The following is a 26,913-nucleotide window of genomic DNA, read 5'->3' as shown; positions in this document are numbered from 1 at the left end:
CCTTGCCCCGGTCAGCTCTAGCCAATCATATTGTGAATGCCTTCACAAGCCTTCTTTCCGGTCCGGCCACAGCTCCGGCAACGGGATCGGCATCCGCCAGATCCGCAGGCCCGGATCCACCAGCCCGTTCCGGATCGCGACGTACCGCAGCAGCCGCAGCGGCCCCGCGATCAGCACGAACGCCAACGGCAACTCGATCACCACGGCACTGATCACCGCCTGCCACAGGTCCGCCCCGGGATGGCTGGTCAGTACGTCGAACCACGCGTCGCACAGCAACAGCACCCCGGACGCGAACGCCGTCGGGAACAGCAACTGGCGCCGCCGGTACCCGAAGATCGCGGTCAGCAACAGCATGATCGTCAGCACGATGTCGAAGCCGACCCAGGTCGCCACCCAGTTGCGCGCCTCGTACCGGTTCGGCAGCGTCACCGACAAGTAGATCGTCCACGGGATCAGTGCCGCCACGCACAGCAGCATCAGCGCGAGCCGCCATCGCCGGATCCGCTCCAGCATCCGCCGGGCCGGCAGCACTCCCGCCGGTACCGGCGCCAGCCGCAGGATCAGCTCCCGCCGCTCCTGCAGGGACATCGCCGCGATCTGCTCATCGGTCACCCGCACGCCACTCACAGTGCATGCTCACATGAGAGGCTGACCGATACCGAGCTCCGAAGCGAGAGGACCCACCTGTGTCGTCTGCCATCCTGTCCGTCGTCGCCGGCCGACGGGTCCCGAATCCGCGCCGGACCACCGTCTCGACCAACCCGGCGAACACCGCCGACGTGGTCGGTGAGATCGGCCTGGCCGGTCCGGAGGTGTTCGTCGAGGCGGCCCGGGTTGCCAAGGAAGCGCAGACCGGATGGGCCGCCCTGCCGGCCCCGCAGCGCGGCCAGGTGATCGCGAACGTCGGCCGCCTGATGACCGCGAACAAGACCCGCCTGGCCGCCCTGGTCACCCGCGAGATCGGCAAGCCGCTCGCGGAGGCGCTGGGCGAGGTCCAGGAGATCATCGACACCTGCGACTTCTTCCTCGGCGAGGGCCGCCGGCTCTACGGGCAGACCGTGCCGTCGGAGATGCCGGACAAGCAGCTGTTCACGTTCCGCCGCCCGGTCGGCACGGTCGCGGTGATCTCGGCCGGCAACTTCCCGGTCGCGGTCCCGTCCTGGTACATCGTGCCGGCGCTGCTGTGCGGCAACACCGTGGTCTGGAAACCGGCCGAGTACAGCGCGGTCGTCTCCGACGCGTTCTACGAGATCTTCGCGCACTCCGGCATACCGGCCGGGGTGTTCAACGTCGTGCACGCCGACGGCCCGGACACGTTCGCCGGCCTGGAGCAGGCGCTGGTCGCCGGGCTGGTCGACAAGGTCGGGTTCACCGGATCGACCGAGGTCGGGAGCCGGATCGGTGAGCTGTGCGGCCGGCACCTGCAGACCCCGTGCCTGGAGCTCGGCGGCAAGAACCCGATGGTGATCACCGAGAACGCCGATCTCGACCTGGCCGTCGAGGGCGCCCTCTTCTCCGGCTTCGGTACGGCGGGCCAGCGCTGTACGTCGCTCGGCACGGTGATCGTGCAGGAGGCCGTGCACTCCGACTTCGTCGAGCTCTTCGCCGCGGCCGTCGCGGCGGCGCGGATGGGCGACCCGACCCAGGACGTGCTGTTCGGCCCGTTGCTGGACGAGAAGTTCGCCGCCGGGTTCGAGAAGTCGCTCGGCTGGATCGGCGACCACCACCGGGTGATCGGCAGGACCGGCCGGGTCACCGCGGACAACCCGCGCGACGGATTCGTCGGCGATCCGGCGGCCGGGCTGTTCTACCACCCGACGATCGTCGACGGGGTGCAGCCGGACGACGAGCTGTTCCTGCACGAGACGTTCGGGCCGGTGGTCGGCGTGACGACGTACACCGACCTGCCGGAAGCGATTGCTCTGGGCAACAAGTCCGGCTACGGCTTGTCCAGCTCGATCTACACCACCGACCCGCAGCAGGCATTCCAGTTCGCGCAGGGCATCTCGGCCGGCATGGTGAGTGTGAACAACTCGACCTCCGGCGCCGAGGCGCACCTGCCGTTCGGCGGCAACGGCAAGTCGGGCAACGGCTCGCGGCAGAGCGGCATCTGGGTACTGGACCAGTTCACCCGCTGGCAGTCGCTGAACTGGGACTACTCCGGCAAGCTGCAAAAGGCCCAGATGGACACCGTGACCGTCGAGGCCGACTTCGGGTTCCTGCTGCCTTGAGCCCGACGGCATTGCCCGAGTCCGCCGACGTGGTGATCGTCGGCGGTGGCGTGATGGGCACCAGCATCGCGTTCCACCTGGCCGAGGCCGGCGTACGGCGGGTGCTGCTGCTGGAGAAGGACAGCCTCGGCGCGGGCTCGACGTCCAAGGCGGCCGGTGGGGTGCGGGCGAACTTCTCCGACGAGGTCAACGTCGCGCTCGGCGCCCGGAGCCTGCAGGCGTTCGCGGACTTCGCCGACCGGCCCGGTCAGCAGATCGACCTGCACCGGGTCGGCTACCTGTTCCTGCTGTCCACCGACGAGCAGGTCGCGTCGTTCGAGCAGAGCACCCGCCTGCAGAACGCGCTCGGCGGGCCGACACGGATGATCAGCGTCGACGAAGCCGTTGCCCTGGCACCACTGATTTCGCCCGACGGGCTCGTCGGCGCGTGCTTCTCCCCGGACGCCGGGCACTGTACGCCGGAGTCGGTGGTGCTGGGCTACGCGACCGCGGCCCGCCGTCTCGGTGCTCAGCTGACGACCGGCTGCGAGGTGGTCGGTATCGATGTCAAGGGCAACAACATCCAGGGCGTCCACGCCAGTCGCGGGACCGTGCGCACGTCGACCGTGATCTGCGCCGCCGGCGCGTGGTCGGCCCGGATCGGCCAGTACGCCGGGGTCGACCTGCCGGTGACACCGCTGCGCCGGCAGATCGTCGTGACCGACGCGATCGACGGGCTGCCCGACGACCTGCCGATGACGATCGACTTCGACAGCACCTTCTACTTCCACCGCGAAGGGCCCGGCCTGCTGGTCGGCATGTCGGATCCCTCGGAGCAGCCCGGCTTCCACCTCGACCGCTCGGACGCCTGGCTGCCCGCCTTGACCGCGGCGATGGAGCGGCGCGCGCCGAGCCTGCTCGACGTCGGGCTGACCGGCGGCTGGGCCGGCCTGTACGAGAACACGCCCGACCACAACGCGCTGATCGGCGAAGCCGACGAGGTCAGCCGATTCCTTTACGCCACAGGGTTTTCCGGTCACGGCTTCCTGCAGGGACCAGCCGTCGGTGAAGTGATCCGGGACCTCTGGCTCGAGCGTCCGCCGTTCGCCGACATCTCCCCACTGCACGCCCGCCGCTTCCGCGACGCGGCGGCCCGTACGGAATTCAACGTGGTCTGACATGACACTGCTGCTCACCCGATCCGACGTGCTTGGGCTGCTCGACGTCCCGGCCGTCCTGCGCACGCTCCGGGCCGGATTCACCGCCGATGTGGGGATCGAGCCCCAGCGGAACCGGACCGACCTGCCCGGACCTGGTACGGCGACGACGCTGCTGCCAGGCACCATCGCGGGCATTCCGGCGTACACGGTGAAGGTGAACGCGAAGTTCCCGCAGGCGTCGCCGGCGTTGCGCGGCGTGGTCTGCCTGCACGATCTGAACGACGGGTCGCTGCTCGCGCTGCTCGACTCGGCGACGATCACCGCGTGGCGGACCGGTCTGGCCGCGGCGCTGGCAACCGACGCGCTGGCGGCGAAAACGGCGCGGACGGTCGGAGTGATCGGCACGGGTGCCCAGGCCGCGATGGTCGTGCGGGGCCTGCGGACGTTGCGCGCGGTGGAGCATCTCGTCGGGTACGACGTCGATCGCCCGCGGGCCGAGGCGTTTGTCGCGAAGGCGGGGATTCCGGGTGCGGTGGTCGACAGCGCGACCGGCGTCGCGGCCCGGGCGGAGATCGTCGTCCTGGCGACCTGGTCGCGCGAGCCGTTGCTGACCGCGGCCGACGTCCGTCCCGGTCGGCACTTCACCACGCTGGGCGCCGACGAGCCGGGCAAGGTCGAGCTCGGCGCGGACCTGCTCTGCGGGGCTCGGGTCGTCGTCGACGACGTCCGCTTGGCGGCGTCGATGGGGGCTGTAGGCAACGTCGGTCTGAGCGAGGCGTCGATCTGCGCAACGCTCGGCGAGGTGCTGTCGAATGCCAAGCCCGGCAGGGAATCGGCCGCACAGGTAACGGTTTACGCCCCGGTCGGGCTGCCCTGGCAGGACCTGGCGATCGCCTGGCCCGTCTACCAGGCCGCTCGTGCCACCGGCGTCGGCCAGACCATCGACTTTCTCAGCTGACCCGGTATTCGAGCGACACCAGACGACCGTCGATCACCTCGGTGCTGATCAACTCCAGCGGCTTGTACGGCAGCGCGGTGAACAAGGGCCCTTCGCCTTCCCGCCCGTGCATGGTCGGGAACAGCGTGACCCGCAGCCGATCCACCAGCCCGTGCTCGAACAGGCTGCGCACCAGCGTCGGACTGCCCACCGTGACCATCGGCAGGTCGTCGAGCTGCTTCAGCGCCGGCACCGCGATCTCCACCGGCTCGTCGACGATCGTGGTGTTCGCCCAGCTCAACGGCGGCTGCAAGGTCTTCGAGAACACGAGCTTCGGCAGCTCCGTCATCCGCGGGAACGTCGGATCGTCGCCCTGCGCAACGAATTCCGCCATCATCCGGTACGACGTCGCGCCCATCAGCAGCACATGGTCCTCGGCCAGCTTCCGCCCCAGCCACTCCTGCAGCCCGGGCCCGTCGTACCCCCAGTACGCCGACGGCTGCGGCCCGCCGTCGCCGAACCCGTCCAGGGTGCTGAAGTAGTCCACGATCAACTCACGCACGACTCCTCCTACAGTTGGCTGACAAGCGCTTCCAGCTGGTCCATCGAGGTCCGGATGCCGACCTCCATCCCGCCGTCGACGTACACGTCCCGGTCCTCGACACTCGGGAACACGGTGCTCTGCCGCAACGTGGTGACGCCGTCGTTGTGCTCGAAGGTGATCGTGTTCAGGTACACGACGCCGGGGTACAGGTCGAACTCGTAGGTCTGCACGATGCGCTCGGGCGACGGCGTCCCGTGGTAGAGCCCGTGGAAGGCGAATCCCTTGCCGTTGCTGTCGTAGTGCGTCCATCGCCAGCGCCCGCCGTGCCGCGGGTCGAGCTGGTTGACGGTGAGCGTCAGGCCGGGCGGTCCGAGCCAGCGGGCGATCAGGTCGGGCTCGGTGTACGCGCGGAACAGCAGCTCGCGCGGGGCGTTGAACTGCCGGGTGATCAGCACCAGCGGTACGCCGGGGTCGGCGACGATGTCCATCAGGAGTGCTCCTTCAGGTCGTCGAGCAGGTCGTCGAGGCGGTCGAAACTCTCGCCCCAGTAGGCCCGGTAGTCGATCAGCCACTCGGTCGCCGTCCGGAGTGGGGCTGCTTCGAGGCGGCTCAGCCGCGCGGTGCCGCGCCGGCTGCGGGTGATCAGGCCCGCCTGCTCGAGCACCTTGAGGTGCTTGGACACCGCGGGCTGCGAGACCGCGAACGGTGCCGCGAGTTCGGCGACCGTCGCCTCGCCGCGCCGCAGGGTCCGGAGGATCTCGCGCCGGGTCGGGTCGGCGAGCGCGGCGAAGACTCCGCTCAGCTGATCGACGGGCATCGATAACCATCCGGTTTCAGAACCATGTGGTTAAGGATGTGCGCGCCGCGGGGTGCTGTCAACCCGGTCGAGGGGGCCGTCGACCCGCGGACCCGGCGGGTCAGCGCTGGGTCGTCGGCGGGGCTTGCGGGTCGTGCGGGTCGTGCCAGTTGTCCGGGTCGCACCAGTCCGGGTCCCAGCCGCGCTGACGGCAGTACTCCGCGAGCAGTTCCTCACGGGTCATCGTGCGCGTCGGCGTGATGCGCGGCGGACGTGGTGTCCGGGTGACGCTGGTGGTCGTCTGCGCGGGCGTCGGGTCCCGCTCCTCGGCGCGCTCCGGGGTCCTGCTCGTGCGCGTATTGGTGGGCCTGACGGTCGGCCTGCTCGTCGTCTTCGACGGCGGAGGCGCGGTCGGGCGCACGGTCGGCGGCGGCGCGGACGGCGTCAGCGTGACGGTGGCCGACGGGGTCGGTGAGCGGTCGTCCAGGATCGGCGCGGCCTGCGACTGCGGCGGCTCGCCGTCGATCGTCGACAGTCCCCACAGCCCGAGCACCAGCACGGCCGCCGCGGCACCGGCTCCGGCGACGACCCTGCGCCGCGGCGGACCGCCGTACAGACCGATCGGACCGCGCACCGCGTTGCCCTTGCCGTCGACCCAGAAGTTCCAGTCCTCCGGCGCCGGCGGCCAGGCCGGATCCGGCTGCCAGGTCTTCGGCGGCACCCAGCTCCGGCGAGGCGGCGTGGGCCAGTTCGGCGGTACCACGAACCGCTTCACACAACCTCCACCTCGCCGACGAAAACCCGACCCAGGCTAATGGATCCGCAGACCCCCACAAACCCCACCCGAGCCAACACCCGGTGAGCACTTCACACCCCCAACGACCCAGCCCCCCGAAAAGCTACTTCTCCTGCCACAAGCTGCAACTACACGTCGACAACCCACGCGCTCAGGCATCGCCCAACCACCACCACACCCGTACGCCGTGTGACTACTTGCGGATCAGCTTGGCCGCTGAGTCGAGCATGTCGGTGGCGTAGCGTTCGCTGAAGCCTGCGGCGAAGCCGGTGACGGCGAAGACGGCGACCGAGGCGGGGGTGCCGACGGCTGAGCCGCCGGCGAGGATGCCGGCCAGGAGGGTGAAGTAGGCCAGCGATCCGAAGATGGCGCCGACGCCGGGGCGGAAGGCGCCGAGCAGCGTGCGGTGCCAGCGGGAAGCGCTGTGGTCGATGATCAGCGAGCCTTTGGACATCCGCTGGATGACGCTGATCGTGGCACCCAGAGCGGACATCGCGATCGCGGCGACCAACGCCGACGGGACCAAAGCGCTGCGCCACCAGGCGTTCGCGGCGACACCGAAGAGGATCACCAGCACGAACGTCGGGACGATGCCGGCCAGCACGCCCTGGAAGTACTCCAGGCGAGCTTGTCGTTGCAGCAGGACCTCGACCCGGGCCGTGACGACCTTGACCTCGTTCCTGGCCGCGGCGACAGCGGTGGCGATCTCCTCGGCGGGCGCGCCGCTCGCGACCAGATCGGCCGCGACCATCACCCGCGTCAGGCCGGAGTAGGCATGGTCGGTCGCTTCCTCCAACTGTTGTACGACGTGTTTGCCGCGCAACCCGTAGCCGGCTTCCTTCGCGATCACCTTGCAGGCGATCTCCGCGTCGACCAGCTCGGGTGGCGGCGAGTTGAGGATCGAGTAGACCGTGCGGTCCTTGGCCAGCAGGCATCCACCGACGACCGCGCCGCAGTAGTACTCCTTCTCGATCCCGCCGTGCAACTCGGAGAACTTCGCGGCCACCGCCGGGATCAGCCAGAAGCCCGCCGTACTGGCCACTTGGTCGGTCGAGGCGGCCAACTGGTGCGCCTGGACGAGATGCCGGAAGGTCGCCGGGCCGTGCGTCGCGGCCTGGTAGAGATCGGGGTACCGGGCCGCCGCTTCTTCACCAGGCGTCGAAGTCATGCGCAGAGCGTACGGCGCCGATCATCCCCGCGGTGGCCCGCTCGTGTCGCGGACGTGAAGTGTCATCGGCAGGTACGCCGGCTCCGCGTCGGCGCCGTTCACCAGCAGTTGTTCCAGCAGCTCACCGGCCCGCCGGCCGAGTTCGTCCCGCGGCACCGAGACCGTGGTCAGCTTGGAGTGCGCGACCAGGTCCAGCGAGATGTCGTCGAACCCCACCACCGAGTACGCCGCAGGCACGTCGACCCCGAGCTCCCGCATCCGCGCCAGCGCTCCCAGCGCGACCAGGTCGTTGTAGCCGAGGATCGCCGTCGCGTCCGAGGACTCCAGCACCGGCATCACCGCGTCGTACCCGGCCTGGCTGGTCGCACCGCACTCGACCACCTCGACCTCGAGCCCGAAAGCGCGCGCGGCCTCGAAGGCGCGGATCCGTTCCGCGTTCGCCCAGGAGGCCGACGGCCCACTCAGGTACGCCGCCCGCCGGTGCCCGAGCTGCGCGAGATGCCCGCAGACCTGCGTCATCCCGCCGTGGAAGTCGACCGAGATCGACGGCACCGGCAGTCCCGGCACGATCCGGTTGAACAGCACCACCGGATGCTTGCGCCCGGTCAGCTCGGCGAGGTCCGCGCGCGGCATCCGCGGCGAGCACAGCAGGACGCCGTCGCAGCAGCGCATCAGGTCTTCGACCAGGTCGTGCTCGACGGCCGGGTCCTCGTCGGACTCCATCACCATCATCCGGCGGCCGTGCGCCCGGGCGACCGCGGAGACCGCCTTCAGGACCTCGGGAAAGTACGGGTTCGCCAGGTCGGGAACCAGAACGCCGATCGTGCCCCACTCACCGCGCGCGAGCCCCTGGGCCGCGGCGTTCGGCCGGTACCCGAGCAAGGCGACGGCATCATGCACCCGGTCGACCAGTGACGGGTCGACTCGGGCGGTCCCGTTGAGCACGCGGGAGACCGTGGCGGCCGAGACACCGGCCGCCGTACTCACGTCGCTGATCGTGATCCGTGGCGACCGGCCGGGACGCTGCGGCACGGCGGGTCCTCCTCGCTGAGAAAGCGCTTGCACGCTGACGCCACCGTACTGCGGCAGTCCGCCTGACGGAATCCTCCAGCTGGTCAGAAATCGCTTTCAAACCAGCCCTTGCCACCGCTCCACCCGCCGACTACCGTCGAGCGGCAAGCGCTTACCCACACCAGTTTAGGGTGATTCCATGCAGCTGGACCGTCTCTCGTCCTTCCCGGTCACGGCCTTCGACGCCGACGGCGCGCTCACGCCCGGGCCGTACCGCGAGCACCTGCGCCGGCAGATCGACGCCGGCCCGGCCGCGATCTTCGCGTGCTGCGGCACGGGCGAGTTCTTCTCGCTGACGCTCGACGAGTACGCCGCCGCGGTCCGCGCCGCGGTCGCCGAGACCGCCGGCGCGCTGCCGGTCTTCGCCGGCACCGGCTACGGCACCGCAATGGCCAAGCAGTACGCCGCCGCGGCCCGCGAAGCCGGCGCCGACGGCCTGCTGGTCCTTCCGCCGTACTTGATCAAGCCGTCACAGCAGGGCCTGCTCGACCACTTCCGCGCCCTGGCGGCGTCGACCGATCTGCCGCTGATCGCCTACCAGCGCGACAACGCCGTCTTCACGCCGGACTCGGTCGCCGAACTCGCGCGCATCCCCACCGTCAAGGGCTTCAAGGACGGCGTCGGCGATCTCGACTTGTTGCAGCGGATGATGGCCGTCGCCCCGGACCTCACCTACTTCAACGGCCTGCCGACCGCCGAAGTGACCGCCCGCTCGTACGCCGCGATCGGCGTCAAGGCGTACTCGTCGGCCGTGCACTGCTTCGCGCCCGAGATCGCCCATGCCTACGAAGCCGGGCTCGACGAGCTGCTCACCGAGTTCTACCTCCCGCTGGTCAAGCTGCGCGACCGAGGCGCCGGGTACGCCGTATCGCTGGTCAAGGCCGCCGTACGGCGTCGCGGAGTCGACGTCGGGTCGGTTCGGTCGCCGTTGACCGATCCGCTGCCCGAGCACCTGGAAGAGCTCGACCAGCTCCTCGAGCAAGGACTGACCATCGTCCGGAAGGCCGCCGCATGAAGATCACCGACGTGAACATCACGCCGATCGCGATGAAGGACCCGCCGCTGCGCAACATCCACGGCGTGCACCAGCCGTACGCGCTGCGCTCGGTCCTGCAGGTGCACACCGACGAGGGCCTGACCGGCCTCGGCGAGACGTACGGCGACCTCGCGATTCTCACCGCGCTGCGCAAGGTCGCGCCGCGGCTGACCGGACTCGACGTGCTCGACCTCAACGGGCTCGAGCGGATCATCCGCGAGACACTCGGCGCCAGCGCCGGACTGGCGACCCACGGCCTGGTCGGCGAAGCGAGTGACGAGAAGACCATCTCGACGGTGCTCTCGGCGTTCGAGATTCCCTGCTGGGACCTGCAGGGCAAGGCACTCGGGCGGCCGGTCGTCGACCTGCTCGGCGGCAAGGTTCGCGACGCCGTTCCGTACAGCGGCTACCTGTTCTTCAAGCCTGCCGAGCACACGCCGTTGCCGGACTACCCGACCGACGCGTGGGGCGAGGCGATGGATGCCGAGGGCATCGTCGCGCAGGCGCGCCGGATGGTCGACGGCTGGGGCTTCAAGTCGCTCAAGCTGAAGGGCGGCGTCCTGCCTCCGCAGGACGAGGCCGACGTGGTTCTCGCGCTGCGCGCCGAGTTCCCGGACCATCCGCTGCGGCTGGACCCGAACGCCGGCTGGACGGTCGAGAGCAGCATCGCCGTCGGCCACAAGCTCGACGGCGTCCTGGAGTATCTCGAGGACCCGACCGGCGGAATCGCCGGCATGGCCGCGGTCGCCCGCGAAGTCTCGATGCCCTTGGCAACCAACATGTGCGTGACCGAGTTCGCGCACGTGAAGCCCGCGGTGCTGGTCGACGCGGTCCAGGTGATCCTGTCCGACCACCACTTCTGGGGCGGGTTGCGGCGGTCCCGCGAGCTGGCCGGGATCTGCCGGACGTTCGGGATCGGCCTGTCGATGCACTCGAACTCGCATCTCGGCATCAGCCTGGCCGCGATGACCCACCTGGCCGGCGCGACGCCCGAGCTCACCTACGACTGCGACACGCACTACCCGTACCTGGTCGAAGACGTCGTCGTCGAAGGCGCGCTGACCTTCACCGACGGCGCCGTCCAGGTCCCTGACGGCCCCGGGCTCGGCGTCGAGCTCGACCTGGACTCGCTGGCCCGGCTGGCCGAGCAGTACGAGAAGTGCGGCTTCGACACCCGCGACGACATCACGCCGATGCGCGCCGTCCAGCCGGACTGGGACCCGGTGATCCCGCGGTGGTGAGGCACGGCGCCTTCGCCTACACGTGGGACCTGGTCGGTGATCCGGCCGGCGCGACCCGGATCGCGGAGCTCGGCGTCGACACCGTCACCCTGCAGGCGGCGTACCACTCGGTGCGGGCGACGACCGCGTGGCATCCGCGGCACCGGATCGTGCATGCCGAGCACGCGGCGGCGTACTTCCGGCTCCGGCCGGATCGCTGGCGCGATCTGCGACTCCAGCCGCCGGCACCGACCTGGGCGGTCGACGACGACGATCGCTTCGGGACGGCGTTCGCCGCACTGACCGCGGCCGGGTTGCGCACCGAGGCGTGGATCGTGCTGACGCACGCGTCGGTGCTCGGCCGATCGGCGCCCGATCTCGTGGTGCGCAACGCGTACGGCGAACGGTTCGCGCACGCGTTGTGCCCGGCGCAGCCCGACGTCCGTCAGTACACGCTGAGGGTGGTGGAGGAGATCTGCGACCAGTACGACGTCCCGGCGCTGATGCTCGAGGCGTGCGGCTGGCTCGGGTTCGACCATCTGAGCGCCCATGAGAAGACCGGCGGCGCGGACCTGTCGGCAGGTGCGCGGGATCTTCTGTCGATCTGTCTCTGCCCGGCCTGCTCGGAGGCGCTGCAACTGGATGCCGACGAGCTTTCCGCGGACATCAGGCGACTGCTCGACCGGGAGCTGCAGGACGGCGTCCAGGTGGGAGACCAGCTTGTCGATGCCCTCGGCCCTGAGCGCGCGCAGGCGTTGTACGACCACCGCTCCCGCGTGATCAGCGACCTCGTCAAGGACATCACCGCGGTGGCCGGTGAGCGGGAGATCTTGCTGATGGCAACCGACGATCCGCAGGTCACCGGGCCTGACGTCGGCGTCGACCTGGCCGCCTTCGCGAGCCCGCCCACGGCGTACATGGTGAAGTGCTGGGACGACGAGGAGGCTGCGATCGCACGGCTCAAGGCTGGTGTCGCGCGGACCGACGTGCCGTTGGTTGCCAACGTCAACGCCCTCGGCGATCGCCCGGCCGACCTGCCGTCGCTGGCGGGCCGGCTCGTGGCGGCCGGTGCTCAGCAACTGCGCTAATACCATGCCGGCCTGGCTTCACCGGCCCGTCAGGCGGCGATCCGCGCCGCCGTTCAGGAGGTGAAGTGATGCTCAACGGCCTGTACGTGATGGACCTCGCCCGGTTTCCCGACGTGTACGGCGGCGACGAGCGCGCGGCGATCGAAAAGCACCTGCGGATCACCGCCCCTCCCCTGACGCCCGCCGAACTGACCCCCGACCTGCTCGCGGACGTCGATGTCCTCGTCACCTCCTGGGGTGGCCCGCAACTCACCGCCGAACTCTTGGCCGCCGCACCTCGGCTGCAGCTCGTTCTGTACGGCGCCGGGTCCGTGCGCTCGATCGTGACCGCGGAGTCGTGGGCTCGCGGCGTCCGGGTCACCACGGCCAACGAGGTGATCGCTGCCTCGGTCGCCGAGTTCACGCTGGCGCAGGTGCTCTATGCGCTCAAGCACGGCTGGCGGTACGTGCTCGGCTCGCGGGCACGCTCCGAATCATTGCCCAGGGCATCCGATGAACCGGGTGCCAACGGGTCGGTGGTCGGCCTGATGTCACTCGGCGCGACCGGCCGGGCAACGGCCCGCCTGCTCGGGCGGCACGAACTGGTCCTGCAGGCCTACGACCCGTACGTCGACCCGGCGGTCGCCTCGGCGTTGGGCGTCCGCCTGGTGTCGCTGGAGGAACTGTTCGCGACCTCCGACGTGGTCAGCTTGCACGCGCCGGTGCTGCCCGCGACCCGCAAAGTGGTCGGGACGGAGCTGCTGCGGTCGATGAAGCACGACGCGACGCTGATCAACACGGCCCGCGGCGCGCTGATCGACGAGGACGCGCTGATCGCCGTACTGCGGGAGCGGGCGGATCTGTTCGCCGTGCTCGACGTGACCGATCCGGAGCCGCCGTTGCCCGGGTCGCCGTTGTTCACGCTGCCGAACGTGGTGGTGACTCCGCACCTGGCCGGGACGCTGAACACCGAACGACGCCGCCACGGCCGCTTGATGGCGGATGAGCTGGCGCGGTACGTCGCCGGAGAGCCCTTGCGGCACGAGGTTTTCGAGGCCGGCCAGGCGAGGTCGGCGTGAGCCCAACGCCAGGCGAGATCGGCGCGGGCCCGACGCGAGGTCAGGCCGGCGTGAGCCCGACGCCGGTCGCGACGCCGTCCGGCGGGCAGGCGACCCTGGTGCTGCTCCCGCCGCAGCGCGCGAGCGCGGCCGGCTGGGCGGAGCGGTTGATGAAGGACGTCCCGGGCCTGACCGTTCTCAGCCCCGACGAGCCGCACGTCGCCGACGCGCTCCGCACAGCCGACGCGGCGTACGGTGCGCTGCCGCCTGAACTGCTCGCCGTGACCACCCGCCTACGCTGGCTGCAAGCACCGCAGGCCGGACCACCGCCGGGTTTCTACTACCCCGAGCTCGTCGCCCATCCCGTCCAGGTGACGAACATGCGCGCGACGTACACGGATCACGTCGCCGAGCACACTCTCGCGCTGATCCTCGCCCTCACCCGAGCGATCCCCCGCTACGTGCAGGACCAGCAGCAGGCGGCCTGGAACCCCGATTGGGACCCCACCTCGGTCCTGCCGTTGTCGGAGGCAACTGCTCTGGTGATCGGGGTCGGTGCCGTCGGCGCCGAAGTCGGCCGGCTGCTCGCGGCCTTCGGCTCCCAGGTGATCGGCGTCGACGCCCGCCGCTCGGAGGCTCCGGGCTTCGCGGAGGTACTGCCGGTCGAGGCGCTCGACGAGCAGCTACCGGCCGCCGACCTGGTGATCCTCACCGTGCCGCACACACCCGACACCGAAGGCATGGTCGACCGCCGATTCCTCCAGCGCTGCAAGCGATCCGCGCTCTTCGTCAACGTCGGACGCGGCCCGACCGTCCGGCTCGACGACCTCGACGCCGCCCTGGCCGCCGGTGAACTCCGCGGTGCCGCGCTCGACGTCTTCGAGATCGAGCCGCTGCCCGCCGAGCACCCGCTCTGGCACCGGCCGGGCGTCCTGCTCACCCCGCACGTGGCCGGCGCCGGGCCGCACACGGACGAGCGCCGGTACGCCGTACTGGCGGAGAACTGCCGGCGGTTTGTCGCCGGCCAGGAACTGATCAACGTCGTGGACAAGACCAAGTGGTTCTGAACCGGAGGTTCTGCAACGCCTCATAACCCGCCCCGAAGAAGGAGTTCGACCATGCGTGGTACCCGCCCCCTTGCCCTTCTTTCCGCCCTCGCCGCCGGCGCTGCCGTGCTCACCGGAGCCGGCGCCGGCCCGGCCGCCGCCACCCCGACCTGTACCTATCCGGCCGAGGTGCTCAACCTGAGCCGGTGGAAGCTCCAGCTGCCGCTGGACGACCCGAACCAGTCCGGCACGCAGGTCCTGCAGATCACCCGGCCACGGCTGAGCACGTACGTGATCAACCCGTGGTTCAAGCCGAACTCGTCGTGCACCGGCGTGCAGTTCCGCAACGCCGTGAACGGCGTGACGACGCCGAACACCAGCTACGCGCGGTCCGAGCTGCGCGAGATGGAGAGCAACGGCACCAGTGAGATCAAGTGGTCGTCGAACTCCGGCACCCACACGATGGTGATCGACCAGTCGATCGACCGCCTGCCGAACACCAAGCGCCAGCTGATCGCCGGCCAGATCCACGACGGCAACGACCGGTCGACGTTCCGGATCGACGGGTCCAGCCTCTACATCACCCGCGACAACGACACCCGGTACAAACTGGTCACCAGCAACTACGTGCTCGGCACCCGGTTCCAGGCCAAGTTCGTGGTGAGCAACGGGTCGATCAAGGCGTACTACAACGGCGTTCTGCAGACCACGATCCCGGTCAGCTTCAGCACCGGCTACTTCAAGGCCGGTGTCTACACCCAGGCGAACTGCACGAACTCCTCGCCTTGCGACACCAGCAACTACGGCCAGACCACGCTGTACAACCTGACCGTGACGCACAGCTGACGGCAACCCTGGTGACCGGCCACTGAGTCGACGACAACGGGGCCGAGGGCGCCTGTCCAAGCGCCCTCGGCCCCGCGTCAGGAGGTAGCTCAGTGCTTGCGGTGCTTGGCGTCGGCGTCCACGTCGACGACCTCGACCTGCTCCTTGCGGACCTTGTCGTGCACCTGCTGCTCCTCGCGTACGGTCTCGGTGTCCAGGCCGACCCGCTCGACCGCGACGGTCTCCTTGGCCACCACCGGACGCTCCTCGTGCAGCGTCACCTCGACGTCCTGGTCCCCGATCTCGGCGCCGTGGCGGCCGTCCTGGATCGGTTCGCGGACGACGCGGACCTCTTCGTGGCTGACCGGCACGGTGACCTGCTGGTCCTCGGTCACCACCCGCTTGTGCAGCCGGACCTTGCCGGTCTCGACGGTCTCGGTCCCGGCCCGCAGGCGTTCCTCCGAGCGGATCAGCTCCTCGCGGCCGGCGCCCTTGCGGTCCTTGGCCTTGCCCGCCGTCGTGCCCGGGCCCTGACCGGCGGCCGCGTCCTGGTTCAACCCGGCCATGCCGCGCCCGTCCGGCGTGTTGCGCGGCGTCGACCGCAGGTTGTAGTGGCGGTACAGCTCAGCGGCCTCGGCCTCGGACAGATGCCCCTGGTCGTCGATCCGCGGCGCGTCCTTGATCAGGTCCTTCGGTGCGCCGACGTGCAGACCGTCGGCCTCCGCGTGCGCACCGGCCAGCGGCACGAACGACTCCTTGCTGCCGAACAGGCCGGTCTTCACCGTCACCCACTCCGGCTCGCCGGACAGGTCGGAGGCGTACAGGTTCGCCGCGGTGCCGACCTTCTGGCCCTCGACGTCGTAGACGTCCTGGCCGATGGTGCGTTCCAGTTCCTGTGCGGTGCTCATCTGGTTCCATCCCCGTTCGCTTGTCGATGGCAACTTGCGTACGTCGGCCGGGTACCCGTGGTCACCGAGGGCAAACAATCGGTCACCGCGGTTGGTCGTTGCCATCGGCCCTCAGAGCACGTGGTCGAGAATCGCCTGCAGATCAAGGCCGAACGGCCGGTCCACGTCGATCGGCGGCACCACTTCGCCGACCGCGGCGTGCAGCTCCCGCAGCCCGTCCGGCACGGATCGGTCGGACAACGCGAAGGCCTGGTGAACAACCAGCAACTCAGCCGCAACAACTTCGCGCGTCCATCGAACAGCTTCCGTGAGGTTGCCGGCCGCTTCCCAGGAGAAGGTCTGCACGTCCTCCTGACCGTTGGACGTCTCCATCGCTCCGATTGCCGCAGGCAACGACAGTCGCCGCAGCACATGCGTCGTCGCCACCGCGCGCTTGTGGACCGAGACCAGTCCCGCCTGCGGACCGGGCACCCGGGCCAGTTGAGCCGGCAGTCCGGTCACCGCCGGATCGAGCAGCCGATGGATCCGGGCGGTCGACACCTCCGCGGCGTGCGTCAGCGCGGCCACCACCTGATCGCAGTGCGCCGCGAGATCGATACCGTGGAACCCCGCCGTGCCCAGGAACTCGCCGTCCAGGAACGCGGGTGAGTCGGTGACCCCGTTCAGTCCACGGTCGACCGCCTCGTCCAGTCGCGCAACCGTTCGCCTGACATGCGAGATCGCCTGTCCCGCCACGCGGAACGAAACCGGCGCCTGCAGCGCGCGAGGTGAGGTTTCGGTTCCGGCAAGCTGAAGAATCCTCGCCTGCTCGGCGGCCAGCAGTTCGTCCCCGCGGCCCACCCGGGCGTCGTACGGATCCCGGTTCGCCCCCACCACGGCAATGGCTCCCGCGGCTGTCTCACCCATCCGGTCGACCAGCCGCTGGAGGAGCTCGAGCTGCAACCAAGCCCGTCCGGTCGCGCCGGGAATCCCAGCCAGCAAGGCGATTCCCTCCTTGGGCCCGAGCTCGAACGACGTGGCGGTCGCGGGATGTTGGTTGCCGTCGGCGTCGATCAGGGTTCCGATGCCGACCAGCGGCCCGAAGGCGTGCGCGAGCGGGATGATCTCCCCCGCGGAACCTGCTCCTCCCAGCGGGATGGCGGGGACGTAGCCGCTGTTGAGGAGGGCGGCCAGTTGCAGGCACAGCTCCGGTGACACCCCGGCGTCGCCGGTGAGGAACGTGCGCAAACGCGCGAGCACGACGGCGCGGGCTTCGGCGTACGGGAGCCAGGGTGGGCCGCCGGCGGCGCGGCCCAGCAGCAGGTTGCGTTGATGCACGCGCTGTTCGGCGTCGTCGAGGCGGCGTTTGCTCATCGCGCCCATGCCGGTGTTGACGCCGTAGACCGGGTCGCGCGAAGCAAGAGCCTTCAGCAGGCGCTCACGGTTCGCGCGAAGAGTCTCCAGGAGCGCGGGCGCGAGCTCGATCGGGCCGGGCGACGTGACGGTCAGGTTTTCAGGGCGTTCGACAACCGTAGGAGGCATCAGTGGAACCTGAGCATCGTGCCGACCTCGGCCTGCTCGGCCCGGCGCAGAATCAGGTGCGCGATGGCCACGTCCAGCAGCGACAGACCGCGATGCCACAACAAGGTGCGCTCGGCATCGTTCTCCCGGCCGGGCTGCTGACCGGCGACGATCTGCCCCAGCTCGGCGTACAGGGTCTCCGGCGACAACCGGCCCGTGTCGACGTGCCGCCGCAGCGAACCGAAGCGGCCCGACTGCGCTTCACGCCAGTCGTCCACGACGACCTTGTCGATCACGTCCAGCAGATCCAGCTCTACCGCGCTCACCGTCCCGTACGGAACGACGAACGCCCCCGGCTTCACCGCCGCGGTCCGCAGCAGCACCTCCGGCTCGTTCAGCCGCGTCGCCTCGACCAGTACGTCGGCGCCGTCGAACGCCTCCTCGGCAGTGGCGACCACCCGAACCGGCGTCTCCAGCTCCGCCGACAACTCCTCCGCGAACTTCTCCCGCGACTCCGGCCGGCGCGACGTCACCCGGATCTCCTCCAGGTCGAACAGATCGTCGAGCATCGTCACGTTCCACCACGCCGTACCACGGGATCCCGCGTGTCCGAGAATCTTGCTGTCCTTGCGGGCCAGGTGCCGCGCGCCGACCGTCGTCATCGCTCCGGTCCGCGCCGCGGTGATCATCGTCGCGTCCAAGATCGCCAGCGGTACGCCGGTGGTCGGATCGAACAGCGTCGCCACCGCCAGCTCGCTCGGCAGGCCGACCTGGTAGTTCGGGACGAAGTCGCCGACCACCTTGACCCCGCTGACCCCGTGCTCGCCGAGCCGGTTGAGATGCCCGCGCAGTACGTTGAAGTGCCCGATCCCGCCGTTGTCCGGGATCAGGTGCACCCGCGGCTCGAAGCTGGTCTGCCCCTCACCGTGGTCGCGGACGGCCGCCTCGACGGCGTCCACGATCTCCGTCCGGGTCAGCCCGAGCGACGCGATCTCGGGCCCGGACAGGAAGCGCAACCAGATTCCCTCGGCCATGCGGATCTCCCTCTGCCAGTGCGACTTTGGTCGCGACCAGCCTCGCAGGCACCGACTTCGGTATCGCGAACCGTCTCAACGGCTGACCCCCGGCGTGGCGCGCTGTTACGGTCGCGGAGCTGTGCAGGCCGGCAGAAGGAGCGCTGTGATGCGGACGGACGCCAGGACGGTGGTCGGGCACTCGGCGACCGACAAGGTGCTGCTGTACGGCGGTCTGCCGCTGGTCGGCGGGCTGCTCGGCTACTTCCTGCCGCGGATCGCCGACTGGGCGGTCGACCAGCGGTGGGTGCCGTGGAAATGGCTGTTCGAGCTCGTGTCGGACTGGGACATGTGGTGGGCCAAGGTGATCTTGGTCGCGGCCGGGCTGGTGGCCGGTTTGCTGCTCGGCGCGATCGCGATGGACGACTCGCTGCGCATCACCGTGACGAACCACGACGTCGAGCTGCTGAAGAACGAGAAGACGACCGTCGTCGCCCGCGACGAGGTGGCGGCGGTGTTCCTGGACGGCAAGGAACTGGTCATCCAGGACCGTGACTCGGCCGAGCTGGTCCGCGAGAAGCACGACCAGCTCAAGGGCGACACCGCGAAAATCGGCGCGGCGTTCCGGGCGCACGGCTACCCGTGGTCGGACGACGGCGATCCGTACGCCGATCGGTTCCGCCGCTGGGTCGAGGACGATCCGGAGCTACCACCGGCGGTCAACGCTGTACTGCGAGCGCGAGCGAAGGCCTCCGAAGCGGCTGATCTGCGGGAACTCCGCACGGAGATCGCCAAGCTGGGCTACGTGGTCCGGGACAGCGACAAGAAACAGTACTGGCGCGCAGCCGCCCGCTGATAAAACGCTCAGCCGTCGAGCAGGTCGAGCAGCGCCTCGGCGTACGCCTGCTCGGCGTCGGCGGCCGTCGCGCTCCCGGCCTTGGTGCGCACGGTGAATCCGCCGTCCGTCGCTTCCAGGCTGACGAAGTTCTCGCCCAGCAGCGCGCGCAACTGCTCCTCGCGCGGCAGCCAGATCACCTCGCGTTGCTCGATGCTGTCCAGCGCCCACTCGGTGGTCCCGTTGAAGCCGATCACCTTGCCACCGGGATAGTCGTGCACCTCGACGGTCATGTCGCTGACCACGAACACGTCGTCGTCCATCTCCCGGTCCGGCACCACGAACCGGTCTCCCGGCCCCGGCACCCAGAGCGCGCCGGCCTTGCGTAACCGCTTCGCCTGCTCGACCGTGATCACGGTTCCATCCTCCCCACTGATTCAAGTCTTCACCTCTTCGGGCGCGTCCCGAGCACGACAACGGCCGGCCCGAAGGCACGGGAGGGGCCCCTCAGCCCTGTCCGCGCCGGGCCGGCCGTCGCCGGTGGCACATCCTCCTTCCGGGAGTCGCTGGTTCTACCTGGTGGGTAAAGCTTCAGCGGGTCAGCGCCTTGCGCAGCTCCGTCGCGCGCAGCCGGACCCGGTCGCGCGTCCCGGCGGTGAAGCGGTGCAGCGGCAGGTCCACGACCGCGACCGCCTGCCCCTGGCTCACGTCGAGCAGACCGCGCACCCGCCGTACGGCGGTCTCCCGGTCCGGCGCCGCGGCGATCACGTCCAGCACCTCGTCGCGCCGGTCGAAGGCGGACAGCACCGCCTCGTAGATCTCCAGCTGGGTGTACGCCGACCGGTCGGGCTCGGGCTGCACAGTGTGTTCCTCTCCCCTCGCGCCACCGCGGACGACCTGCCGCCACAGCGCCGGGACGACCGGGCGGCTCCGGCGCCGTCCCGGGTGCTCAGCCGGGTGCTGGGCGGGTTGCCGGGTGCTGGTCGCGGACAGGGTCATGGTCATGGCGGCGCTCCTGGTTCCGTGGGTGGTCATCGCTTCGCGACCGCGTAGGGCTCGCGGGGCGGGCACTTGCGGCCCGGGGTGGTGGTGGCCTCGAAGTGCCACGGTTCGTTGTCGTAGCGGCGGCAGATGCCGTAGCGGTAGCCGTTCCTGTTCAGCCACGCCATGCCGGCCGCCGGGCCCACGTCGACCGCGCGGCCCTTGACGTGCTCGGAGTACTCCGGCGGCAGCACCCAGCGGGCCGCCAGCCGGTACGACCCGTACTTGCGGACCGCGTCGTCGAACAGCCGTTGCTGCTTGGCCGCACTGCGCCGTCCGGAGGTGATCGTGATGACGACACCGTCGGCCTTCGCGGCTGCCATCGCCTTCAGCAACCGGGACCGCAGCTTGGCCGACATCCCGTCGGTCGACTCCTCGTCGTACGGCCCGTTCTCGCTGGACGGCGTACTGGCGTCGGCGGTGGGAGTGCGCTCGGGCTTCGGGGTTTTGCGGGGTGACTTCGTCGGTGGCTGCTTCGGTTTCGCTGTCGCGGTGCGCACCGGTGGGGCCGGCACCTCGTCGCCGGCCGCTCCCGATGCGGCGACCACCGGGGCCTTGTCGCCGGCGGAGTCGAGGCCGACGAAGTCGGCGATCTGCGCGTGCCAGACCAGCAACGACGCGACGACTGCGATCCCGGTCACGGACAGCAACCGGGCCCGGACCGAAAGACTCCGCCGCGGTGGCTCGTCGTGTGTCATGGGAAACAGCCTCTCGGTTCGCCGCGCGGATCACATCGGCCCCAAGGACTGTCCTCCGCACCCGGAAGTCGGACCTGGGTAGCAGGTCGGACGCGGGCCCTCGTCCTAAAGTTGGAGAAATTGCCCGTTCGGGCGACCGATCCGGTAAACGAGTGCCGCGACTACGCTGGGCAAGGTGTGGAGGCGGATGTCGCAGGTGCAGCGGGACGTGCTGCTGGCGGCATTGATCGGCGCCGGGTGGTTCATGGCGCTGGCCGTGGTCAGCGACAGCTCGCTGCGGCCCGCCAATCCGAGCGTCTCGGTGGTGACCGGTCTGTTCCTGGTGATCACCGTTGCCACCGGACGCAGCCTGCCGCGCACCACCTTGGTGTTCGTCTCGTTGCTCTACCCCTTCGTGTACGCCGCGGCCGGCACCGGGCTGGCCGCGCAGGCCGGGATCCACGTGTTCGGGCAGCCGCAGATCAGCAACGCCGCGCTGCAGTCCGAGATCCACCTGGTCCCGCTGCTGGTCGTCGGGTACGTCGCGGCGGCCAGCGGCGTACGACGCTTCACCTGTCTGTTCTTCACGATGGGCAGTCTGGCCGCGCTGATGATCGGGTTGCCGACCGTGGTCGCGATCGTGCTGGCCAACTCCGACGTCGTGATCAGCAAGCGCTACCGCAGCCTGCCGACCGATCTCTACAGCCTGTACGGCTACATCGACCTGTCGCTGTTCGTTTTCGCCGAGGCGCTGATCGCCGGCATGGTGCTGCTCGGCGCGAACGCGCTGCGCCGGCGCAAGAGCATGGCGGTGCTGGAGAACCGCAACGCCGAGCTGGTCCGGCTGCGCAAGATCGAGGCCGAGCGGGTCGCGGCCGCCGAGCGGACCAGGATCGCCCGGGATCTGCACGACGTGGTCTCGCACCACATGAGCGCGGTGGTGATCCGGGCCCAGGCCGCCGACCGGGTCGCCGACCAGAACCCGGCCGCCCTGCGTGAGGCGGTCCGCTGGATCATCACCAGCGGCAAGGAAGCGCTGACCGCGATGCGGGAGACCGTGCGCGTGCTGAACACGGCCTCGCCGGGCAGCGGCGCCGAGACCGCCCCGGTGCCGGACCTGGCCGACGTGGCCCGGATGGGCGACCGGCTCAAGGCCGTGGGGGTGGACGTCACGATGACCCTGCCGACCCGCAGCCGGCAGCTGACCAGTGCCACCGACCTGACCGCCGTACGGATCATCCAGGAGGCACTGACCAACGTGATGGTGCACGCCAAGGCGTCCGCGGCCCAGGTGACCTGGCAGAGTGGGCCGCAGGGCGAGCTGCTGACCATCGATGACGACGGCAGCGGTGGGCCGCCACCGGTGAACGTGCTGGAGTCCGCCCGCCGCAGCGAGAGCGGCCGCGGCAACGGACTGATCGGAATGCGCGAGCGCGCACTGGCTGTCGGCGGCACCCTCGCTGTCGCGGCCGGACCCCTGGGAGGATGGAGAGTGCAGGCATGGTTGCCACCCCAGAAGTGACAGAGCAGAAGTGACGGAGCAGATCCGGGTCCTGGTCGCCGACGACCAGGGCGTGATCCGGACCGGGCTGGCGATGATCCTCGACCACGAACCGGACCTGACCACGGTCGCGCAGGCCGGGGACGGCGAGGAGGCGCTGCGGCTGATCGACCGGTTCGACCCGGACGTCGTGCTGATGGACATCCGGATGCCGGTGATGGACGGGCTGGTCGCGACCGAGCGGATCACGCAGGCCAACCAGGCCGCCGGGCGCAGCCGGCCCGCCGTACTGGTGCTGACGACGTTCGACGACGAGGCGTACGTGCTGAGCGCCGTACGGGCTGGGGCTTCGGGGTTCCTGCTGAAGGACACCGATCCGGATCTGCTGGTGTCGGCCGTGCGGGCCGTGCACCGGGGCGACTCGCTGGTCGACCCGGCGTCGACGCGGGTCCTGCTCGAGCGCTGCGTCGAGCTGGAGCGCCAAGTGGGCAACAGTGGCGGTACGGCGGCGCCCGCGCCGAATGACGCCGGCCGGTGGACCGGCGTGCTGGCCCAGCTGAGCGAGCGCGAGCGCGACGTGCTGGTGTGGATGGCGCGCGGGCTGTCGAACCGCGACCTGGCCGCGAAGCTGTTCGTCAGCGAGACGACGGTCAAGACCCACGTCAGCAGCGTGCTGTCGAAGCTCGGGCTGTCCAGCCGGGTGCAGGCCGTGGTGGTCGCTTACGAGGCCGGCGTGGTGCGTCCGGGCGAAGCCGAAGTGCGCTGGGAGTCCTAGAAGTCTGGGAGTCCTAGTAGTACAGCCAGAGGCCGGCCGCGACGGCGGCGAGCACGAGCAGGACGGTCAGGATCTGGCTGAGCACCGACGCCTGGCGGCGGCGGGGTAGGAAGTCTCCGGTCATACCTCAAGCCTGCTGGGCCAAGCGCTTCCAGCCATCGGCCGCGGGAACGATTCTGCTGTGACTGAAGTCGCCCCCTGGTCGCAGCGGGGTCCTCCTCCGGGAGGAGATCGTTGCCCTAGGCACCGTACGGCGTACGCACGGTCACCGGTCGTCGCCGAAAACCTCCGCCCGCACCTTCTTCGGTACGCACATCGCCCAGGCGTCCAGCACCAGCTCGCGCAGTTCGGTGGGGTCGATCGCGTCCAGGTGCACCTGGATCCACCGGAACCGCTCGTCGGACGGCGCCGGGCGGAAGAACTTGTGCGGCTCGGCCGCGATCGCCGCGTCTCGCTCCTCCTTCGGGAACGCGATGCCCATCGACCGTTCGTCCCGGGACACCGCGAGATACACGAGCTGGCCGACCCGGAACTTGATCTGGTCGCGGACCAGCACCTCGTAGCTGCGCGGCAACCCGTCGGTCGCCGCCCGGATGTCACTCAGATCGACCATCGTCACCCTCCTGGCTCCGACGGTAACGCCGATCACTGACATCCCGTGTCAGCGATCACATCCGTGGCCCGTTTGCCGGCGGGATTCCTGGGTTCGGGGCAGCGACCCGTACCGTGGTCTGATGCCCGACGAGGTGAAGAGCGCGGTCGAAGGGGCCGAGGTGGTGTTCCGCCTCGCCGACCCCGAGCACACGCTGCCCGGCGTACGGCTCTGGGAGGAGCTCGGGCTGGCGGCCGAGCAACTGGAGTTCAAACCGGTCGAGTACGGCTGGGAGCTGCGGCTGCCGCGTCCCTCGGTGCATCGCATGGAGTACCTGTTCGACGTCGCCGACGAGGGCATGCGGACCGACCCGACCAACCCGCGCGTGGTCGGCGGCGCGTTCGGCGAGCACTCCTGGCTCCCCCTGCCCGGATACGTCGAGCCCGCGTGGATCGAGGTCGAGCCGATCGCCGGCGGGCTGACCCCGGTCCCGGTCGAGACCTCGCCGGTCGGACCGGTCGACGTCCAGGTGTGGTCGCCCGAAGGCATCGCCCCGTCGTTCGAGCTGCCGCTGCTGCTGTCGCACGACGGCCCCGAGTTCGCCCTGTACGCCGGCCTGACGCACTACGCCGGCGCGATGGTGGCCCAGGGCACCGTTGCGCCGTTCCGGCTGGCGCTGGTCCGGCCGGGCTCGCGCAATCTCTGGTACGCCGCCAACCCGTCGTACGCCGAAGCGCTCACCGGCCACGTCCTGCCCGCGATCACCACGCAGTACAAGAGCAAGCAGCCAGTCCTGATGGGCGCGAGCCTCGGCGCCCTCGCCGCCCTGTACGCCGAGTGGAACCACCCGAACACGTTCGCCGGACTCTTCCTCCAGTCGGGTTCGTTCTTCACGCCGACCACCGATCCGCAGGAGTCCGGCTTCGAGTACTACGCCGAGGTCACCACCTTCGTGAACGAGGTGCTCGCGGCAACCTCCGCGCCCAGCACCCCGCCGATCGCGATGACCGCCGGCACGCCGGAGGAGAACGTGCACAACAACCGCGTGATGGCCGCCCATCTGGCCACGCTCGGCCTCGACGTCGACTTCGCCGAGACGCCCGACATGCACAACTTCACCGCTTGGCGCGACGTCTTCGACCCCACGCTGACCGAGCTGCTGAACCGCGTCTGGGCCTAATCTCGATCGGGTGCTGAGGACACTCGCGGGATTCGCTGCGTTCGGTCTCTTCTGGGGCGCCTGGGGTGCGATCCTGCCCGCGATCAAGGACGAGTCGGGCGTCAGCGACGCCCAGCTCGGCGGCGCCCTGCTGATGGTCGGTCTCGGCGCGCTCGTCTCGATGCGCTTCACCGGTTACCTGATCGACCGGTACGGCGGCGTGGTGCTGCCGGTGGTCGTCGTCCTGTTCGCCGCCTGCGGTGTGCTGCCGGCCTTCGCGGGCTCGGCGGTGGTCCTGGGCGTGGCGCTGTTCCTGCTGGGCGTGACGTCCGGTGCCACAGACGTCGCGATCAACGCGACCGGCACAGCGGCCGAGGCCGACACCAGCAAGCCGCTGATGAACCTGGCGCACGGCCTCTTCTCGATCGCCGTCGTGGTGTCCAGCCTGGGCACCGCCGGCCTGCGCTCAGCTGGCGCAGGCGCCCTGCCGGTACTGGGCGGCGTCGGCGCGGTCATCGTGCTGATCGCCGTCCTGCTGCTGTTCCCAGGCTTCCGACAGTCCGTAGCGCTACGACCGGCCGACAGGACGAAGCGGCGGCTGGAGCCCGCGCTGCTCGTCTTCGGCGGTCTCTGCGCCCTCGCGTACGTCGTCGAGAACGCCTGGCAGAGCTGGAGCGCGCCGTACACCTCGACACCTCGCTCGGCGCGGCGCCTGGCCTCGCATCGAGCGCACCAGCAGTCTTCGCCGCTGCTGCCGCGACCGGGCGGATCAGCGGCAACGCCCTGCTCACCCGACTCCGTCCGGCGCAGCTACTGGTTGCCGGAGGCGCCGTTGCCGCTGTCGGTTCGCTGCTGGCCGCCACAGCGGGCAACCCGTGGGTGGCGCTGGTCGGCATCGGCATCGCAGGGCTAGGTACGTCAGTCTGCGCGCCGACGATCATCAGCATGGCGGGAGCCTGGGCCGGGCCCGAGGGACGAGCCGGTGCGATCTCCACCGTCACCACGATCGCCTACCTGGGCTTCCTGCTCGGCCCGGCCGCGGTCGGCGCCGCCTCCAGCGTCTGGTCGTTGCCCGCCGCCCTGGCCGGCGTCGCCGTACTCGCAGTGGTCGTGGCAGCCCTCGGGCCCGTGGCGGGACGCGCTGCGACCAGACAACGAACGTAAGAACATGCGAGGGTTACCGGCAGGACACTAGCCACGAAGGGGTGAGGCCGCGTGGACCGTGAACAGGTGGAGCTGGACGCGCCGGGGCTGGACCGGCCCGGCACGCTGATCCGCTACGGCCACTACGGGCGGCCGGTGCTGGTGTTCCCCAGCGAGCAGGGACGGGCCTGGGACTACGAGAACAACGGGATGGTCGACGCTGTCGCTGACCTTATCGACGCAGGCCGAGTCAAGCTGTACTGCGTCGACTCCTACGACCACGTCAGCTGGTCCGACCGCGGCATCCCACTGGAGGAGCGGGCGCGCAGGCACGGCCTCTACGAGTCGTGGATCCTCGAGCAGGTGGTGCCGGCGATCGGTCAGGACACTCCGGGCGCGTCCGACATCATCACCACCGGCTGCAGCCTGGGCGCCTTCCACGCGCTGAACTTCGCGCTCAAACGGGCCGACCTGTTCCCGATCGCGATCTGCCAGTCCGGCAACTACGACGCGTCCAGCTGGCACGCCTGGGGCGATCGCGGCGACGCGACGTACTTCAGCAACCCGGCCGACTACCTGCCGAACCTGACCGGCGATCACCTGGAGTGGTTGCGCAACCGGGTCTTCCTGCTGCTCACCGTCGGGCAGGGCGACTGGGAGACCCACCCGACCGGCTCGCTGCCGTCGGCGCGCGCGACGGCCGCTCTGCTGGCCGCCAAGGGCATCCCGCACGAGCTCGACCTGTGGGGACACGACGTCGCGCACGACTGGCCGTGGTGGCGCAAACAGCTCGCGCACCACCTGCCCCGCTTCTGCTGATCATCGTTTCGTT

The 26,913-nt window shown here is 69.9% G+C and carries 29 protein-coding genes; 15 read left to right on the top strand and 14 right to left on the bottom strand.

Features of this window, described 5'->3' with window-relative positions:
• Positions 1-42: 42 nt before the first annotated feature.
• Positions 43-621, bottom strand: a complete 579-nt coding sequence (locus ACQPXM_RS04480; RefSeq protein ID WP_432945036.1) for a hypothetical protein — start codon at positions 619-621, stop codon at positions 43-45.
• A 68-nt stretch (positions 622-689) separates the two neighbouring features.
• Here ACQPXM_RS04480 and ACQPXM_RS04475 point away from each other — a divergent pair, with 68 nt between their 5' ends.
• Genes ACQPXM_RS04475 through ACQPXM_RS04465 form a run of 3 tightly spaced genes read left to right on the top strand, consistent with a single transcriptional unit; the run spans position 690 to position 4,331 of the window.
• Positions 690-2,234: an aldehyde dehydrogenase family protein gene (locus ACQPXM_RS04475; RefSeq protein ID WP_432945034.1), complete on the top strand. Its 1,545-nt coding sequence runs from the start codon at positions 690-692 to the stop codon at positions 2,232-2,234.
• Positions 2,231-3,391 carry an NAD(P)/FAD-dependent oxidoreductase gene (locus tag ACQPXM_RS04470; RefSeq protein ID WP_432945032.1) on the top strand — a complete coding sequence of 387 codons (1,161 nt, stop codon included), beginning with the start codon at positions 2,231-2,233 and terminating at the stop codon, positions 3,389-3,391. The genes ACQPXM_RS04475 and ACQPXM_RS04470 overlap by 4 nt, the downstream gene beginning before the upstream one ends.
• A 1-nt stretch (position 3,392) precedes the next feature.
• Positions 3,393-4,331 carry an ornithine cyclodeaminase family protein gene (locus ACQPXM_RS04465; RefSeq protein WP_432945030.1) on the top strand — a complete coding sequence of 313 codons (939 nt, stop codon included), beginning with the start codon at positions 3,393-3,395 and terminating at the stop codon, positions 4,329-4,331.
• Here the strand turns inward: ACQPXM_RS04465 and ACQPXM_RS04460 are convergent.
• The 6 genes from ACQPXM_RS04460 to ACQPXM_RS04435 all read right to left on the bottom strand — a co-directional run bounded on the left by ACQPXM_RS04460 (position 4,324) and on the right by ACQPXM_RS04435 (position 8,646).
• A complete protein-coding gene (locus tag ACQPXM_RS04460) occupies positions 4,324-4,872 on the bottom strand; it encodes a dihydrofolate reductase family protein (RefSeq protein ID WP_432945028.1) in 549 nt (182 codons plus the stop codon). The genes ACQPXM_RS04465 and ACQPXM_RS04460 overlap by 8 nt on opposite strands.
• Before the next feature lie 8 nt (positions 4,873-4,880).
• Complete coding sequence (locus tag ACQPXM_RS04455) at positions 4,881-5,342, bottom strand: SRPBCC family protein (protein WP_432945026.1); 462 nt, start codon at positions 5,340-5,342, stop codon at positions 4,881-4,883.
• Positions 5,342-5,671 (bottom strand): ArsR/SmtB family transcription factor, encoded by a 330-nt coding sequence (locus ACQPXM_RS04450; RefSeq protein ID WP_432945024.1) that lies wholly within the window; start codon positions 5,669-5,671, stop codon positions 5,342-5,344. Before ACQPXM_RS04450 ends, ACQPXM_RS04455 begins: the two co-directional genes overlap by 1 nt.
• Positions 5,672-5,771: 100 nt before the next feature.
• The gene (locus ACQPXM_RS04445) at positions 5,772-6,425 is read right to left on the bottom strand and encodes a hypothetical protein (RefSeq protein ID WP_432945022.1); all 654 of its coding nucleotides are present in this window, start codon (positions 6,423-6,425) and stop codon (positions 5,772-5,774) included.
• Between the two features lie 214 nt (positions 6,426-6,639).
• A complete protein-coding gene (locus ACQPXM_RS04440; RefSeq protein WP_432945020.1) occupies positions 6,640-7,614 on the bottom strand; it encodes a hypothetical protein in 975 nt (324 codons plus the stop codon).
• Between the two features lie 21 nt (positions 7,615-7,635).
• Positions 7,636-8,646 (bottom strand): LacI family DNA-binding transcriptional regulator, encoded by a 1,011-nt coding sequence (locus ACQPXM_RS04435; RefSeq protein WP_432945018.1) that lies wholly within the window; start codon positions 8,644-8,646, stop codon positions 7,636-7,638.
• Positions 8,647-8,824: 178 nt separating this feature from the next.
• On the opposite strand from ACQPXM_RS04435, the gene ACQPXM_RS04430 reads away from it, so the two are divergent.
• From ACQPXM_RS04430 to ACQPXM_RS04405, 6 genes are all read left to right on the top strand, one after another.
• On the top strand, positions 8,825-9,700 hold the full coding sequence (locus tag ACQPXM_RS04430; RefSeq protein WP_432945016.1) for a 5-dehydro-4-deoxyglucarate dehydratase: 876 nt from the start codon (positions 8,825-8,827) through the stop codon (positions 9,698-9,700).
• A complete protein-coding gene (locus tag ACQPXM_RS04425; RefSeq protein WP_432945014.1) occupies positions 9,697-10,962 on the top strand; it encodes a glucarate dehydratase family protein in 1,266 nt (421 codons plus the stop codon). The genes ACQPXM_RS04430 and ACQPXM_RS04425 overlap by 4 nt, the downstream gene beginning before the upstream one ends.
• A complete protein-coding gene (locus ACQPXM_RS04420) occupies positions 10,956-12,029 on the top strand; it encodes a hypothetical protein (RefSeq protein ID WP_432945012.1) in 1,074 nt (357 codons plus the stop codon). The genes ACQPXM_RS04425 and ACQPXM_RS04420 overlap by 7 nt, the downstream gene beginning before the upstream one ends.
• Before the next feature lie 68 nt (positions 12,030-12,097).
• Positions 12,098-13,087, top strand: coding sequence for a hydroxyacid dehydrogenase (locus tag ACQPXM_RS04415; RefSeq protein ID WP_432945010.1), 990 nt, complete (start codon positions 12,098-12,100; stop codon positions 13,085-13,087).
• Positions 13,084-14,133 carry a D-2-hydroxyacid dehydrogenase gene (locus ACQPXM_RS04410; protein ID WP_432945008.1) on the top strand — a complete coding sequence of 350 codons (1,050 nt, stop codon included), beginning with the start codon at positions 13,084-13,086 and terminating at the stop codon, positions 14,131-14,133. Before ACQPXM_RS04415 ends, ACQPXM_RS04410 begins: the two co-directional genes overlap by 4 nt.
• A gap of 51 nt (positions 14,134-14,184) precedes the next feature.
• On the top strand, positions 14,185-14,958 hold the full coding sequence (locus ACQPXM_RS04405) for a polysaccharide lyase family 7 protein (RefSeq protein ID WP_432945006.1): 774 nt from the start codon (positions 14,185-14,187) through the stop codon (positions 14,956-14,958).
• A gap of 89 nt (positions 14,959-15,047) precedes the next feature.
• On the opposite strand, the gene ACQPXM_RS04400 is transcribed toward ACQPXM_RS04405, so the two are convergent.
• From ACQPXM_RS04400 to ACQPXM_RS04390, 3 genes are all read right to left on the bottom strand, one after another.
• Entirely contained in the window at positions 15,048-15,845 is a 798-nt protein-coding gene (locus ACQPXM_RS04400; RefSeq protein ID WP_432945004.1) for a PRC and DUF2382 domain-containing protein, read from the bottom strand.
• A 111-nt stretch (positions 15,846-15,956) separates the two neighbouring features.
• On the bottom strand, positions 15,957-17,366 hold the full coding sequence (locus tag ACQPXM_RS04395) for an aromatic amino acid lyase (protein ID WP_432945002.1): 1,410 nt from the start codon (positions 17,364-17,366) through the stop codon (positions 15,957-15,959).
• On the bottom strand, positions 17,366-18,379 hold the full coding sequence (locus ACQPXM_RS04390; protein WP_432945000.1) for an ornithine cyclodeaminase family protein: 1,014 nt from the start codon (positions 18,377-18,379) through the stop codon (positions 17,366-17,368). The genes ACQPXM_RS04395 and ACQPXM_RS04390 overlap by 1 nt, the downstream gene beginning before the upstream one ends.
• 148 nt (positions 18,380-18,527) lie before the next feature.
• Between ACQPXM_RS04390 and ACQPXM_RS04385 the strand changes: the two genes are divergently transcribed.
• Positions 18,528-19,214 carry a YqeB family protein gene (locus ACQPXM_RS04385; protein WP_432944998.1) on the top strand — a complete coding sequence of 229 codons (687 nt, stop codon included), beginning with the start codon at positions 18,528-18,530 and terminating at the stop codon, positions 19,212-19,214.
• An 8-nt stretch (positions 19,215-19,222) separates the two neighbouring features.
• Here ACQPXM_RS04385 and ACQPXM_RS04380 read toward each other — a convergent pair whose 3' ends face one another.
• The 3 genes from ACQPXM_RS04380 to ACQPXM_RS04370 all read right to left on the bottom strand — a co-directional run bounded on the left by ACQPXM_RS04380 (position 19,223) and on the right by ACQPXM_RS04370 (position 20,932).
• Positions 19,223-19,609: a pilus assembly protein CpaE gene (locus ACQPXM_RS04380; protein WP_432944996.1), complete on the bottom strand. Its 387-nt coding sequence runs from the start codon at positions 19,607-19,609 to the stop codon at positions 19,223-19,225.
• A gap of 175 nt (positions 19,610-19,784) precedes the next feature.
• Positions 19,785-20,198 carry a hypothetical protein gene (locus ACQPXM_RS04375; RefSeq protein WP_432944994.1) on the bottom strand — a complete coding sequence of 138 codons (414 nt, stop codon included), beginning with the start codon at positions 20,196-20,198 and terminating at the stop codon, positions 19,785-19,787.
• Positions 20,199-20,224: 26 nt separating this feature from the next.
• Entirely contained in the window at positions 20,225-20,932 is a 708-nt protein-coding gene (locus tag ACQPXM_RS04370; protein ID WP_432944992.1) for a D-alanyl-D-alanine carboxypeptidase family protein, read from the bottom strand.
• 187 nt (positions 20,933-21,119) lie between these two features.
• Between ACQPXM_RS04370 and ACQPXM_RS04365 the strand changes: the two genes are divergently transcribed.
• Together ACQPXM_RS04365 and ACQPXM_RS04360 are read left to right on the top strand one after the other, a co-directional pair.
• Complete coding sequence (locus ACQPXM_RS04365) at positions 21,120-22,433, top strand: sensor histidine kinase (protein ID WP_432944990.1); 1,314 nt, start codon at positions 21,120-21,122, stop codon at positions 22,431-22,433.
• Positions 22,434-22,443: 10 nt separating this feature from the next.
• Entirely contained in the window at positions 22,444-23,187 is a 744-nt protein-coding gene (locus tag ACQPXM_RS04360) for a response regulator (RefSeq protein ID WP_432944988.1), read from the top strand.
• Positions 23,188-23,452: 265 nt separating this feature from the next.
• Here ACQPXM_RS04360 and ACQPXM_RS04355 read toward each other — a convergent pair whose 3' ends face one another.
• Positions 23,453-23,800, bottom strand: coding sequence for an MmcQ/YjbR family DNA-binding protein (locus tag ACQPXM_RS04355; protein ID WP_432944986.1), 348 nt, complete (start codon positions 23,798-23,800; stop codon positions 23,453-23,455).
• 121 nt (positions 23,801-23,921) lie between these two features.
• Here ACQPXM_RS04355 and ACQPXM_RS04350 point away from each other — a divergent pair, with 121 nt between their 5' ends.
• Genes ACQPXM_RS04350 through ACQPXM_RS04340 form a run of 3 tightly spaced genes read left to right on the top strand, consistent with a single transcriptional unit; the run spans position 23,922 to position 26,900 of the window.
• The gene (locus ACQPXM_RS04350; RefSeq protein ID WP_432944984.1) at positions 23,922-24,959 is read left to right on the top strand and encodes an alpha/beta hydrolase; all 1,038 of its coding nucleotides are present in this window, start codon (positions 23,922-23,924) and stop codon (positions 24,957-24,959) included.
• A 30-nt stretch (positions 24,960-24,989) separates the two neighbouring features.
• On the top strand, positions 24,990-26,102 hold the full coding sequence (locus ACQPXM_RS04345; RefSeq protein WP_432950943.1) for an MFS transporter: 1,113 nt from the start codon (positions 24,990-24,992) through the stop codon (positions 26,100-26,102).
• A gap of 51 nt (positions 26,103-26,153) precedes the next feature.
• Entirely contained in the window at positions 26,154-26,900 is a 747-nt protein-coding gene (locus ACQPXM_RS04340; RefSeq protein ID WP_432944983.1) for an esterase family protein, read from the top strand.
• Positions 26,901-26,913 lie beyond the last annotated feature (13 nt).

The organism is Kribbella sp. CA-253562, from assembly GCF_050942265.1.
Classification (GTDB): domain Bacteria; phylum Actinomycetota; class Actinomycetes; order Propionibacteriales; family Kribbellaceae; genus Kribbella.
This window is presented reverse-complemented; position numbering and strand designations above follow the sequence as displayed.